Annotated in this window: 15 protein-coding genes; 5 read left to right on the top strand and 10 right to left on the bottom strand. The window is 37.2% G+C overall.

Going from position 1 to position 13,589, the window contains the following annotated elements; all coding sequences use genetic code 11:
- Nucleotides 1-35: 35 nt before the first annotated feature.
- The 6 genes from uvrB to FVQ77_00295 form a co-directional block, all read right to left on the bottom strand.
- Nucleotides 36-2,072 (bottom strand): excinuclease ABC subunit UvrB, encoded by a 2,037-nt coding sequence (uvrB, locus tag FVQ77_00270; protein MBW8048783.1) that lies wholly within the window; start codon nucleotides 2,070-2,072, stop codon nucleotides 36-38.
- A gap of 208 nt (nucleotides 2,073-2,280) precedes the next feature.
- Nucleotides 2,281-3,066, bottom strand: coding sequence for a shikimate dehydrogenase (locus tag FVQ77_00275; protein MBW8048784.1), 786 nt, complete (start codon nucleotides 3,064-3,066; stop codon nucleotides 2,281-2,283).
- 108 nt (nucleotides 3,067-3,174) lie between these two features.
- Nucleotides 3,175-4,110 (bottom strand): DUF368 domain-containing protein, encoded by a 936-nt coding sequence (locus FVQ77_00280; GenBank protein MBW8048785.1) that lies wholly within the window; start codon nucleotides 4,108-4,110, stop codon nucleotides 3,175-3,177.
- Between the two features lie 118 nt (nucleotides 4,111-4,228).
- Entirely contained in the window at nucleotides 4,229-4,996 is a 768-nt protein-coding gene (locus FVQ77_00285) for a phosphosulfolactate synthase (protein MBW8048786.1), read from the bottom strand.
- Nucleotides 4,997-5,120: 124 nt separating this feature from the next.
- Nucleotides 5,121-6,278, bottom strand: coding sequence for an NAD-dependent epimerase/dehydratase family protein (locus FVQ77_00290; protein MBW8048787.1), 1,158 nt, complete (start codon nucleotides 6,276-6,278; stop codon nucleotides 5,121-5,123).
- A gap of 114 nt (nucleotides 6,279-6,392) precedes the next feature.
- Nucleotides 6,393-7,874, bottom strand: a complete 1,482-nt coding sequence (locus FVQ77_00295) for an FAD-dependent monooxygenase (protein ID MBW8048788.1) — start codon at nucleotides 7,872-7,874, stop codon at nucleotides 6,393-6,395.
- Nucleotides 7,875-7,977: 103 nt separating this feature from the next.
- On the opposite strand from FVQ77_00295, the gene FVQ77_00300 reads away from it, so the two are divergent.
- Entirely contained in the window at nucleotides 7,978-8,196 is a 219-nt protein-coding gene (locus FVQ77_00300) for a hypothetical protein (GenBank protein ID MBW8048789.1), read from the top strand.
- Between the two features lie 9 nt (nucleotides 8,197-8,205).
- The gene (locus FVQ77_00305; GenBank protein MBW8048790.1) at nucleotides 8,206-8,619 is read left to right on the top strand and encodes a putative toxin-antitoxin system toxin component, PIN family; all 414 of its coding nucleotides are present in this window, start codon (nucleotides 8,206-8,208) and stop codon (nucleotides 8,617-8,619) included.
- A gap of 409 nt (nucleotides 8,620-9,028) precedes the next feature.
- Here FVQ77_00305 and FVQ77_00310 read toward each other — a convergent pair whose 3' ends face one another.
- The 4 genes from FVQ77_00310 to FVQ77_00325 form a co-directional block, all read right to left on the bottom strand.
- The gene (locus FVQ77_00310) at nucleotides 9,029-9,502 is read right to left on the bottom strand and encodes a hypothetical protein (GenBank protein ID MBW8048791.1); all 474 of its coding nucleotides are present in this window, start codon (nucleotides 9,500-9,502) and stop codon (nucleotides 9,029-9,031) included.
- A 242-nt stretch (nucleotides 9,503-9,744) separates the two neighbouring features.
- Nucleotides 9,745-10,359 (bottom strand): Ezrin/radixin/moesin family protein, encoded by a 615-nt coding sequence (locus tag FVQ77_00315; protein MBW8048792.1) that lies wholly within the window; start codon nucleotides 10,357-10,359, stop codon nucleotides 9,745-9,747.
- Between the two features lie 414 nt (nucleotides 10,360-10,773).
- Nucleotides 10,774-12,165 (bottom strand): class II fumarate hydratase, encoded by a 1,392-nt coding sequence (gene fumC / locus FVQ77_00320; GenBank protein MBW8048793.1) that lies wholly within the window; start codon nucleotides 12,163-12,165, stop codon nucleotides 10,774-10,776.
- 5 nt (nucleotides 12,166-12,170) lie between these two features.
- Nucleotides 12,171-12,590 (bottom strand): transcriptional regulator, encoded by a 420-nt coding sequence (locus FVQ77_00325; GenBank protein MBW8048794.1) that lies wholly within the window; start codon nucleotides 12,588-12,590, stop codon nucleotides 12,171-12,173.
- Nucleotides 12,591-12,672: 82 nt separating this feature from the next.
- Here FVQ77_00325 and FVQ77_00330 point away from each other — a divergent pair, with 82 nt between their 5' ends.
- The 3 genes from FVQ77_00330 to FVQ77_00340 all read left to right on the top strand — a co-directional run bounded on the left by FVQ77_00330 (nucleotide 12,673) and on the right by FVQ77_00340 (nucleotide 13,564).
- Complete coding sequence (locus FVQ77_00330) at nucleotides 12,673-12,912, top strand: DUF433 domain-containing protein (GenBank protein ID MBW8048795.1); 240 nt, start codon at nucleotides 12,673-12,675, stop codon at nucleotides 12,910-12,912.
- Nucleotides 12,912-13,265: a hypothetical protein gene (locus FVQ77_00335; protein MBW8048796.1), complete on the top strand. Its 354-nt coding sequence runs from the start codon at nucleotides 12,912-12,914 to the stop codon at nucleotides 13,263-13,265. Before FVQ77_00330 ends, FVQ77_00335 begins: the two co-directional genes overlap by 1 nt.
- A 74-nt stretch (nucleotides 13,266-13,339) precedes the next feature.
- On the top strand, nucleotides 13,340-13,564 hold the full coding sequence (locus FVQ77_00340; GenBank protein MBW8048797.1) for a DUF433 domain-containing protein: 225 nt from the start codon (nucleotides 13,340-13,342) through the stop codon (nucleotides 13,562-13,564).
- Nucleotides 13,565-13,589: the final 25 nt, after the last annotated feature.

Raw genomic sequence — 13,589 nt, forward strand, 5'->3', positions numbered from 1 at the left:
ACAAAGGTATGAAAAAAATCTGAATAAGAATTAAATCACAACATCTTCTTAAGCTCAAAAAAATCATCCCTCAACCTTGCTGCTTCCAAAAAATCAAGCTCTTTAGCAGCTTTTGCCATCTGCTTTTGTGTTTTATCAACTAGTTTTTTGATCTCTATTTTAGACATATAAGCCACTACAGGGTCTGCTGCAATGGTTGGCTCTATATCAGTATAATATTTTTGGGGTCTCTCATTTCGTTTCAAGAAGGGCTTTTTGACATCTGCTATCATTGTTTGCTCCAGTATCTCTTCTTTGGTTTTGAAGATTGTCTCAGGGGTGATATTGTTAAGACTGTTATACTCCTGCTGGATCATTCTTCTTCTGTTTGTTTCGTCTATTGCTTTTTGCATGGACCCGGTTACGGTATCTGCATAAAGGAGTACCTTGCCATTCTTGTTGCGTGCAGCTCTGCCAATGGTCTGTATCAACGACCTTTGATTCCTTAAAAAGCCTTCTTTGTCTGCATCTAAAATTGCTACCAGCGACACCTCAGGCAGATCCAGACCTTCACGCAATAAGTTTACCCCCACCAATACATCAAAAATACCTAGTCTCAGCTCCCTTAATATTTCAACCCTGTCCAGCGTATGGACTTCGGAATGGATATAGCGGCATTTGATATTGATCTTATCCAGGAATGTTGCAAGTTCTTCAGCCATTCTTTTGGTAAGCGTGGTTATCAATACTTTTTCATTCACCTTTATCCTCTCATCTATTTCCTCAAGCAGGTCATCAATCTGGTTGGTGCTTGGCCTTACATCAATTTCAGGATCAAGCAGGCCGGTAGGCCTGATGATTTGCTCCACGATCACGCCTTCCGATCTTTGTAATTCATGATCAGCAGGAGTGGCGCTTACATAGATTACCTGATCTAACAATGATTCAAATTCGTTGAAAGTAAGCGGCCTGTTGTCAAGCGCTGCGGGTAACCGGAATCCGTAATCAACAAGATTGATCTTTCTTGAGCGGTCACCTCCCCACATTCCCTTCACCTGGGGGATGGTAGCGTGGCTTTCATCTATGATCATCAGGAAATCCTGCGGGAAATAGTTCAAAAGACAGAATGGCCTTTCACCGGGTTTGCGCCTGTCAAAATACCTTGAATAGTTCTCTATACCGGAGCAATAACCAAGCTCCTTCATCATTTCCACATCAAATTCAGTGCGTTGTTTTATCCTTTTTGCTTCTTCAGCCCTTTTCTCATCTTCAAAAAAATCGGTCTGTAACGACAGGTCATTTTGTATTTCTGTTAATGCAAGTTCCATTACATCCTTGCCGGTTACAAAAAGGTTTGCAGGAAAGAGGGCCACAGCGCTTTCTTCAATGATCCGTTTCCCGCTTTCAGGATCGATCCTGTGAATAGCTTCTATTTCATCACCGAAAAAAAATATCCTGTAAGCAAAATCAGCGTATGCAGGATAAACATCTACCGTATCCCCTTTTACCCTGAAGGTTCCTCTTTTAAACTCATCGGCAGTACGACTGTATAGAATATCAACAAATTTGAATAAGAGTTGATTGCGATTGATCTTCTGGCTAACAGACAACCTGATCACATTTTTACCAAATTCTTCAGGATTGCCGATGCCGTAAATGCAGGATACCGAAGCGACAACAATCACATCCCGTCTTCCTGATAACAAGGCAGAGGTAGCGCTTAATCGTAATTTATCAATTTGCTCATTAATAGAAAGGTCTTTTTCTATATACAAGTTGCTTACAGGGAGGTAAGCTTCCGGTTGATAGTAGTCATAATAAGAAACGAAATATTCAACGGCATTTTCAGGAAAAAACTGTTTGAATTCGCCATAAAGCTGCGCTGCAAGAGTCTTATTATGACTTAATACCAGCGCAGGTTTGTTGACATTGGCAATAACATTAGCAATCGTAAATGTTTTACCCGAGCCGGTAACTCCCAGTAGGGTCTGATGCTTATCACCACGATGGATTCCTTCCACCAATTGGGCAATTGCATAGGGCTGGTCGCCAGTGGGTTGGTAGTCGGAAGATAGGTTGAAGGTGGATTGCACGTTATATTGAAAAAAGTAATATTATAAACGGTGTGGTATTCACCAAAGAATTTTTTGAATATGTCGAATTTTAAACAATTGAAACTGCGGTTATTAGCAAAAATCTTTAACAATTTTTTATCGCTAATACAATTAATTCTTTAGAGCTGTTTATTAAACGTATACGTAAAATTATAGAAAATGGTATTAATCCAAAAAGATATTACCCTTAAATGCAGTATCTATTCCATATCTCCCATGCCTTCTCCGCCTGCAAATACAACATTTCAAGCCCGTTTTTAATTTTAGCTCCTTTTTCTTTTCCTTTCCTTAGAAACAAAGTTTCTTCGGGATTATACACAAGGTCAAAAAGGAAATGCGAATGATCAATTGCCTTGTATGGTATGTCAGGGCATTTATTCACATCCGGGAACATGCCTAAAGGTGTTGCGTTGATTATTAATTTATGTTGTTTTACTATTTCTTCAGTTAGTTCATTATATTGGGTACTGAGTTCTGGGTTCTCGGTGCTGGGTTTTTGGCGGGAAACAAGTTGATAATCTATACCAAGGTTTTTAAATACTATGCTGACAGCTTTTGCCCCTCCCCCGGTTCCCAGGATCATTGCTACTAAATTTTTGGACGAATCTCCTGGCAAAAATTTCAACAAAGATTCTTTGAAACTAACTACATCTGTGTTGTAACCAATAAGCTTTGAACTTTGAACTTTGAACTCTGAACTCTGAACTTTTATCGTATTAACAGCACCAGCTTCTTCAGCTATTTCATCCAGTTCATCTAAATAAGGAATGATTGATTCTTTATAGGGAATGGTAACATTTAAACCGGTTATATCCGGATTATTTTTTATAAAATCAGGAAAATCACTTATTTGTTTTAATTCAAATAGTTCATAACAAGCATTTTTTATGCTTCCTTTATTAAACTTTTCTGTAAAATACTGTGATGAAAAAGAATGGGTGAGGGGAAAACCTATTAATCCAAAAGTTCTCAAAATAGTTTTTGGTTTATTATACTCTAAATGAGATAAATTCGTGTATTCTAACTAAAAACTGACCAACCATAACCGGAAACCATCAAACTAAAACTATTAACCAATAAACTAATAACCATTTTTTTGTTCTGCAAATTTTTCAATGCCCCAAATAGTCAAAACACCAATAATCATTAAGGCGACAGCCACCAGGGTCGCTCCGGATAAATCTGGAATGAACCACTGATAACTCTGTACAAGAGGTTCTCCATGACGCAAAATGCTATTTCCGTATTCATCTTTCAGATATATTTCGTTTTTCCACGGCCATAAAATACTCAATGAACCCAATATAAAACCGGTTAAAATAGCTATGGTTCCCTCCTTGTAATGTTTGAAAACATAAGATAATAGATGTGAAAATGCCAGTAAGCCGAACACACATCCTAAAGCAAATGGAATCAATACAACCATGTTAAGCTCGGTTATTGACGTCAATACGAGCATATAATTGCCCATGAGGAGCAAAACGAACGAACCCGACAAACCGGGCACTATCATACTGCTTATCGCAGCAATACCACAAATAAAGAGATAGACAGTATTGTGATTTTCACCTGCCGGGTTGAATAAAGAGATACCCGCAGCAATAGCGGTTCCCGTCACCAACATAAGAAAAACACCAACAGACCATTTGCCTATTGTCTTGCCCACAAAGAATACTGATGCCAGGATAAGCCCGAAGAAGAACGACCATAAAAGCACAGGGTGATTTTCGAACAGCCATTCAAGCAATTTGGCTAAACTAATTATGCTGATGGCTATTCCAATAAAGACGGCTAGAAGAAATTCTAAATTTATATGTTTGGAAAGCCGGGCGATTTTACCCCCTGCCAGCAGCTTAACTGCCTGCATATCAAAGGACTTTAAAGAGTCAATCAATGTCTCATATATCCCTGTTATAAAGGCAATTGTGCCACCGGAAACACCTGGGATAACATTTGCAGCGCCCATTGCCATTCCCTTGAAAGCGAGTATTAAATAATGTCGAAAGGGTTTGCTCATAAAAAAGTAGGTAGCAGCAATTGACAGTGGTAGTCCCTACGCCTACGAATTACGAATTTCCCGAATTACGAATTCGTAATTCTTAGGAAAGGCGCTCTATGAAAAAAATAAACATAGATTATTTATCAGAATCTAAAAAAAAGGTCAAAGTGTCGCTTCTCAAACCTAACCGTAAAGTTTCAAGGGGGATAACTTCCCTGGGTGCGATATTTCCGAGATTTACGTTTGTGCCGAGCAGCTTAATAAACCAAACCTGTTGCGCTTTTTGGGGCGCTTCCCAGATTATTTTTTCAAAAGGTATTTTTGTGAGTATCTCTTCAACCAATCCACTCCTGACTTCTCCGGTAGATCTGAAAAGCCCCACATTTCCACTTTCGCGGGCTTCTCCAATCACTTTCCATGCTCCTGCTTCTAATTCTTTCTCCATCAGCTCAATCCACTTATAGGGAGGGATGATCTTTTCAGCATCTTTTGAACCAACTTCTGACAGCACCGTAACCTGCCCGCAAAGCTTCCGGATATATTCACATTTTTGATCATGGTCTATTTCTATTGAACCATCAGATACTTCGGCAAAGGTCATGTTATATTTGTCCAGCACCTTTCTATAATCATCAAACTGGTCTCTGAGGATAAAGGTTTCAAAAAGGGTGCCTCCAAAATAAACAGGAATACCGGCTTTACGATAAACTTCAAGTTTTTCTTTAAGGTTTGGTGTTACAAAAGAGGTACCCCAACCCAGCTTTATAATATCAATATAATCGCTTGAAACTTCAAGTAAATCCTCAGCTTCTCTAACACTGAGTCCTTTATCCATTACCATTGTGTAGCCGTATTCACGTTTTTTTTTCGTTCTTTCAGGTATGTTAGTCAGGATGTAGTTCATTTTATTATGATAAGCTAAGGTTTAAAATTAAGTTTGGCAAATATCTGAAAAAAAATTTAAAATGCCTAAAAGAAGAAATGCCTAAAATGAAAAATGCCTAAAATTTTAGGCAATATAAGCATTTTTACAAGCCATACCTTCTTTTTAATTCATCACACGTCCATCTTATGGTGTCATTGATGTCTCTGAAATTCAAGCCTTCTTTTCCGTTAGACAGGCTTAATAAATTCCTTATCTTTCCATTATTGTAATGCAATGAATTTAAAGATGATTTTACAATATCTTTAGTGACCAAGGGCGGCTTTCCTGTGAAAAGAGATCTTATTATTTCAAATCTCCATGCAATACCACCCCAAAATGGTGATACCATGATATTGGGTTTTCTTTTATCAAAATTCAGCGCAATAATATCAAATAATTCCTTATAAGATATTTTACCGGCAAAAATTAAGTACCTTTCATTATTTATCCCGGTATTGATCAACTGCAGCGTGATTTCAGCCAGATCCCTCACATCAATATAATGCACCTCCCGGGTAGTATAAAAAGGATATTGTTTCCATACATATTGAAATATTTTTGAACTGCCTTTTTTCCAATTACCAGGACCTAATACCACTGCCGGGTTTAATATAACGGCATTGAGTCCTTCTTCTATGCCTCGCCATACTTCCATTTCCGCAAGATATTTTGTTTGGGCGTATAATGACACTTCTTCATAGACTGAAAATTGGATTTTTTCATTAATACCAGCCTTCCCCCCACTATTCCTTACCGAATCGGTGAATGGGTGAATCGGTGAATCGGTGAATTGCTTCGTTTTTCTTCTCTCCGTTTCTCCGATTCCCCGTTTCTCCGTTTCAGGAGGGCTGGTGTGGCTGCCGCTTATTCCCCGTTTCTCCGATTCAGGGAGGCTGGTAGGTTTGCCTATTGCCGCAACCGAACTTAAATGACAAAGTTTTTTTACACCTTTTTTGATACATACATTTACAATATTTGAGGTACCCTCTACATTTGTTTTGAATATTAATTTCTTGTCATGGTAAGATAATGAAACCATGGCAGCCGTATGGATAACCGTATCAACGCCTTCAATACTTTTTTCTAAACCCGTAATATCAAGTATATCTCCTTCTATCCACTCGATTTTATCAGCAATATCAGCAACGAGAGACAGATCGCTCGTTTTTCTTTTTAAAGCGCGCAGGCGATTGCCTTGCTGTAGTAATTTTCTGGCTATAAAACTCCCTACCAAACCAGTGCAGCCGGTGATGAAAAACATATTTCTGATTATTAGTTGTTATACCCGATGCCAACCCTGTTAAATAATCCCGAGTACTCAGGATAACAGGGTAAATATACGAATGAATGTGAATTATACGAATTTAATCCAAAACTAAATATCTGATGGTATAAACGACTGGGCATATTTGTTCCGAATCAATTCATCAATGAGACTTTCAACTTCCTCACTATCCCATTTTTGTTCTATATCCTCAATAGTAGTGATTTCTTTGAGCATTTTATCCTGTTCTTTGCCGATCCGCATAGCTTCAGCATAGGGGATATGGCTAAACATGACCATAGAATATAAGGGAGTAAATTTATCAGGGTATGATTTATGGATCTTTCTTTCAAGATTTTTTCGTACTAAAAATTTAGGGTCTCCTACCAGGTCGCGCATTTCAATAAAATTCTGAAGTGCCAGTTCTGAAATGGCATCCGTATTGGGTTTACGGTTTTTTTCATATTCCTTAAAAATAGTTTCCCACCGTTCTCCCCCGATTGGGTCGTTCCTGCCATCTGGGCAGGCATACTTTCCCATCAGTTCATTTAGCACTGTTATGTCTTCAAAGCCAGCGATCATTCCCTGGCCGTAAAAGGGAACGATAGCGTGGGCAGCATCACCGATCATAGCTACCTTATCTTTGTATGTCCATGGAAAGCAGCGAATATAGCAGAGTGATGAGGTAGGGTTGGCAAAATAAGTTTCAGTCAAAGCAGGCATCAAGTCCGCGGCATCAGGGAAGGTTTGAAAAAACTTCAGCAGATCCGATCCTGTTTTTATGGAGTCAAAAGAGGTTGTATCAGTGCCTGTTCCGGAAGAATCAGTAGTGTCAGGTGTTTGGTAGAGACGCCCAATTTGGTCGTCTCTACCAAACACCTGACGCCAAGGTAAAAATAAGGTACAGGTAAAGCTCCCATCTGCATTGGGCAGGGCGATCAGCATATAGTGTTTTCTAGGCCAGATATGTAAGGCATTTTTTTCCATAGCCCAACTGCCGTCAGCGGCAGGCGGAATGGTCAATTCTTTATAACCATGTTCAATATAAGTTTGTGCATAATTAAAACGATCGGTCATTTGCATTACACTCCGTATTTGTGAAAAGGTGCCATCAGCGCCAAATACCAGGTCACTTTTTACATCTGAGACAGCTCCTGTCTTTTGATTTTCTACTTTGATCACAGCTTCTTCCAAATCAACATCCACGCATTTTTCGTTGAAATGAATGGTAGTGTTAGAATTTTTTTCAGCATGGTTCATCAGCGTTTTATTGAGCCCGCTGCGAGAAACAGCGTATATGGCGTCATCTTCTTTTCCGTAGGGTTGAAAAGAAAGTTCGCCATTGACTGCATGTATCATCCTGCCGCGCATGGGTATGGCTGCCTTGCGGACTTCTTCACCAATGCCCGCATCATCCAGCGCTTTCCAGCCCCTGGTAGAGCAGGCAAGGTTAATAGACCTGCCGGCAGGTATTTTTGCTTTTCGCATATCGGACCTGCTTTCATAAACATCTACCTGATAGCCCTTTCTTCCCAGGTATATGGAGAGCAGTGAGCCGATAAGCCCTGCGCCTGTTATGGTGATGTGCTTCATTTGAATAATACAAATTTACGAAAATATCATTTTTAAAATAAATTTTTTAACTAAATTTGCGTTACTTTGTATGTAAAAAATATTTACTGATATTACTATGAAAATTAAGGAAAAAAAACTAACAAATTTACAGTTAGAGTTATTAGAACTATTTAATTATGGCCTAACCGAGCAACAACTAAAGGATATAAAGTATCTATTGACTAAATACTTCGCTAAAAATGCCACTGATGAGATGGATAAGATTTGGAAGGAGAAAAGGCTAACCAATAAGACTATGGATGAGTGGTTAGATGAGCATTTAAGAACTCCATATAAATAGTGTCAACTAATGAAGGTAGTTTTAGACACTAATATTTTACTTGTTTCAATCCCTAAGAAGTCAAAATATAGATTGATTTTTGATGGTGTGATTGATATGAGATATGATTTGGTTGTGAGTCATGAAATTTTATTGGAGTATGAAGAAATAATTATACAGAAAACAAGTCAAATTGTCGCAAGTAATATTGTTGAATTGCTTGTAAAGGCTGATAATGTTGAAAAAAGAGAAATATTTTATAAATGGAATTTAATTGAGGCAGACAAAGAAGATAATAAGTTTGTAGATTGTGCGATTGCTGGCGGAGTTGATTACCTGGTATCCAATGATAGCCATTTTGACGTGTTGAAAAATATTCATTTTCCTCCTGTTACCCTCCTTAAAATAGATGAATTTATGAAAATTTTGAAAAACCTTGAATAAAAAAAGGAGAAATCTGGGAAATAAACTTTTTAATTAGATTTGCGTTACATAGTATGTATGGATAAACAGATAAAATAGAAGATAAATATGATTACTATATTAAAATCAGAATTAAACAAAATAATGAAGATTTTGAAACATGGGATGACTATATAGAATGGAAAGCATACAATGAATTGTTAAAGGATATCAACAGTGGAAATATTAAAATTGCTGGAGAATGGTGAAAATATAGATTCGTATACTATATTGGATTTTAGGAAATGGAAAGATGGTTTTTATTACAATGAAAGTTACGAAATATCATTGGAAGATGTTTTAACAATTATTGAAAGAACTTTTGACTCTGACCAATAAAAAAAGGGGCGCTCTGTGATTGCCCCTTTTTTTTGAAAATTTTTCATCAAGATTATTTTTGGACGTAAATTTGATAATCTTGAGGATCCTGGTCTTTAGTTGTTACACCACCAAGCCACATTTCTTTACTCTTAAGTTTAAGGATCTTGGTACCCCAAAAATCATTACTACCTTCCAATTTTAGCATAAGTTCCGTCTTATCATCACTAAATTCCCAAACTCCATTTGCGGTAGTGGTAACAACATTGCCAGTAATAGGATCGATAGAGCCATTAATCCATACAGCTTTTCCATCTTTTGTATATTCAGTGGAACCAGCGTCCCTGATTTTTTGACAATCTGCGTCACATGTAACTTCTACGCCATCGCTAAAAACTTTGTCAAGTTTCCAGACGTTAACTACTCTGCCTTTTTTACCGGCAAGGCTTAATGCCGGCCCTTCTTCATATTTTTTACAAGAAGAGAATGAAAACGCCATTGCAAAACCCATCGCAACAGCAATTAATTTTAAATTTACTTTTTTCATGATTTAGTATGTTTAAGTTAAAATGTTAAAAATTTTTGCAAAAGTAGGTATAAATATTTACAATGCAAATATTTTGGAAAGTTTTTTAAAAAAAAAATGTCTGAACTATGATTCTCAAGATTAAAGGTAAATTGTTATTACAAGTGACATGTTATCCATTGTTTCTAAAATTGTTAAACCTGTGAAATCATTACGCTCTACCCTATGCCCCGCCAGCTGGCGGGGCCATGCTCTATGCGCAATCACATCGCACCTTCCAGCACTTCTTTAATAGGCACTCTCTTGCCATCTTTGTAGGAGACGATCCAGGCATCCTTTACGCCCATCTCGCGGAGATATTTTTTAAACCTGTCAGCTTCCCAGTAATCTCTGAAGACCATGAGCGTATATTTTTTAACGCCATCCTCGTCAACATCACCGGTGAAATTTGGGTGGTCTTCGAAATATTTAGTCAGGTCTTTATTTCGGAATGCACCGATCTGCACTTTGAAGACTACGCCTTTAAAGGATTGGTCCAGGTCAGGTGGAGCATCTGCTACTTCAGGCGCTTTCTCGGATTCAGTCTTTTCTAATTTTTCTTTTATTAACACATATCTCTGCTCTGAGTCTTCAAGTTTTTTCTTCATCTTTTTGATCGTATTATCTTTTGTTTTCGTTTCTTGTTCCAGGTCCGATATCCGGCCGTTCAAATTACTTACCTTGCCCTTCAGAGAACCAAGCTCTTCCACCATCCTTTTATAATCAAGCGGGTCAAGCTTTTTCTTCTTTTTCTTCCAGGTTTTATATTCCCTCTTTCTTTCTTTTTTACTCTGCGCTGCAGTATCTGTAAAAAGTGATAGTGCAAAGAGTACGGACATTAAGATTATTATCTTTTTCATATTGTTTGAATTTATTTCCACGATAATACGCAAAAATACATTAATTGTTTGATTAATTTGCAAATAATTAGATAGCTTTTCAGGGCTCTTTATCCTTCAGGTTAATTATACATCTATGATACCTGCCATTACCAGAATAGCTAAAATCATAAATAATACTCATACAATTGTCGTTTTCTAACCCTATTTTTTATTCTTCAGGTTTTTGGCAAAGAACTCTATGTAGATGATTCCCGCTAATGCGAAAATACCTGCTACAATGAAAAAAATTGTTAAATATATTATTTTACACCTCCTTTAAATCTAATCTGCTTGCAAATATAAACAACATAATACTAACAAGCAAGCCAGCAGAGAATAAATAGATAATGAAACAATAGAACAATGCAACAGTTATTTACTACCAACCATTTTCTCAGGTTTTACCCATTCATCAAACTGTTTATCAGTCACCAATCCAAGCCCGATAGCTGTTTCACGAAGCGTTTTACCCTCTTTGTGTGCTTTTTTAGCAATTTTAGCCGCGTTTTCATATCCTATATGGGTGTTCAATGCGGTTACAAGCATCAGGGAATTTTCAAGATTTTCCTTTATCACTGCTTCATTTGGCTTAATACTCACTGCACAGTTCTTATTGAATGAATCACAGGCATCTCCCAAAAGACGTGCAGAGGAAAGCAGGTTAAATATCATCATGGGTTTGAATACGTTTAGCTCAAAATGCCCGTTCATACCGCCCACATTGATGGCAGCATCATTACCGATCACCTGTGCACAGACCATTGTCAATGCCTCTGCCTGAGTAGGGTTTACCTTCCCGGGCATAATGGATGACCCGGGTTCATTTTCAGGAATTAAAATTTCACCGATGCCGCACCTTGGTCCTGAAGCAAGCATACGGATATCATTGGCAATTTTCATCAGGCTCACAGCCAATTGTTTTAATGCTCCGGAAGTCTCTACAATAGCATCGTGTGCTGCTAAAGCTTCAAATTTGTTCTCAGCAGTTCGGAAGGGTAAACCGGTAAGTCCTGCGATCTTTTTAGCTACCAGTTCAGCAAAACCTTTCGGAGCATTTAAGCCTGTGCCCACAGCAGTGCCACCCAATGCCAACTCGCCCAGGTGGTCTAATGTATTATTTAATGCTTTTAATCCATGATCAATCTGTGATACATAACCTGAGAACTCCTGCCCCAACGTTAGAGGCGTAGCATCCATAAAGTGCGTTCTGCCGATCTTTACTACGTCCATAAATTTCTTTGTCTTCTCATCCAAAGTATTACGCAATTTCTTTACAAAAACGATCGTATTGTCTGTGATCATTTTATATGCAGCAATGTGCATAGCGGTAGGAAATGTATCATTGGAGGATTGAGATTTATTTACATCATCATTGGGGTGGATCTTTTTTTTCTCATCATCTAATTTTCCGCCCAGCAAAACATGGGCTCTGTTGGCAATTACCTCATTCACATTCATATTTGTTTGTGTTCCTGATCCGGTCTGCCATACAACAAGGGGAAATTGGTCATCATGTTTGCCTTCTGATATTTCATCACATACTTTCATGATAATATCTGCCTTATCTTTTGGGAGCGTTCCCAACTCACAATTCGTTTGAGCGGCAGCTTTTTTAAGAATTGCAAATGCGTAAATAATTTCAATGGGCATCTTTTGCCCTCCGATGGTGAAATTTTGTTTAGACCGTTGAGTTTGAGCGCCCCAATATTTATCAGACGGTACCTCCACTGTGCCCATGGTGTCTTTTTCCATTCTGGTATTCATTGTTATTAAGCTATTTGAAATTGCTCTGTTTGTATTTCTTTAAGTTTATATTCCACGGATAGTAATTGTATTGGTATTTTAAGTAACTTGCTCAAACCCCTGATATTATCCAGACTTAATCTCCTCTTAAGATTTAGTATTTTGGAAATATTACCTTTATTACCAAATATCTCTATCAAATCCTTCGGTTCTTTTGATATTTGCTCCATTCTCATTTTAATCAGTGAAACAGGATGTGCTTTCGGCAATGGTTCTAATTTCTCATCCTCATTATCATACTTTGTAATCAAAAGTTTAAGTATCTGATACTCATTATATGCTACACTCCCTTTTGGCTTAGGTAAATCCATAAGCTCATCAATGCTTTTCAATGCGGCTATATATTCTTTTTTATTCTCTATTATTTTGAGTGAATTTGTCATCATATTTGTTTATTTTTCGTAAAATTAGAAAAAATTATTCGTTTATTATCAATAAATTCATAACTTTACCCAAAATGTAATAGATATGGAATGGCAAGAACATATTCACTCTGACCCCAAGATTCGTTTAGGCAAGCCAGTCATTAAAGGAACCCGGCTTTCAGTAGATTTTCTATTGGGCTTATTTGCTTCCGGATGGACTGAAAAACAAGTATTGGATAATTATCCTGGTTTGAGTAAGGAAAATATTCAAGCGATTTTTGCATATGCCAAAGAATGTTTGGAAGATGGATTGTTATATGAATCACCTAAAGAGCATGATTAATGAAATTTTTAGCTGATGAAGATTTCCCTATCTTTGGTGTTAAGTTAATTGACAATACTGGGCATGATATAAGAAGTATACGAATTGATTCACCTGGAATTGAAGATGAGGAAGTACTGGAATTAGCCTTGAAAGAAAAGAGAATAATTCTTACCTTTGACAAAGATTATGGGGAATTAATTTACCATAAAGGATATACACCTTCTCCTGGCTTGATTTTTTTCCGATTAATCACATATTATCCTCAAGAACCTGCTGAAATTTTACTAAAGTTAATTGAGCAAAAAACTATCAAGTTAGAAAATATGTTTACAGTGGTTAAACGTAATAAGATCAGACAGCGCCCTTTGTGAAATTTACGATAGTATTACTCTATCAACTACTTCCATATAAGTTAGTAAGTTTACAGTTAAATCGATACAAGATAATGCCCACAATGTGGAAAGACCATATCGTAAGCGATATAAAAATTTTAAAAGGTAAACCCTGTATCAAAGGAACCAGGATACCTGTAGCTCTTATTTTAGGATATTTGGCTAATGGTAACACTTTTGAGGAAATATTAATTGAATTTCCTGGTCTTAAAAGAGAGCATATTGCAGCTTGCTTAGATTATGCACGTGAATTATCTGAATTTGAGATTGTAACTTGATGAAATTAAGATTCTTTGCAGATCA

This window comes from Cytophagales bacterium, assembly GCA_019456305.1.
In the GTDB taxonomy this organism is placed as follows: Bacteria; Bacteroidota; Bacteroidia; order Cytophagales; family VRUD01; genus VRUD01.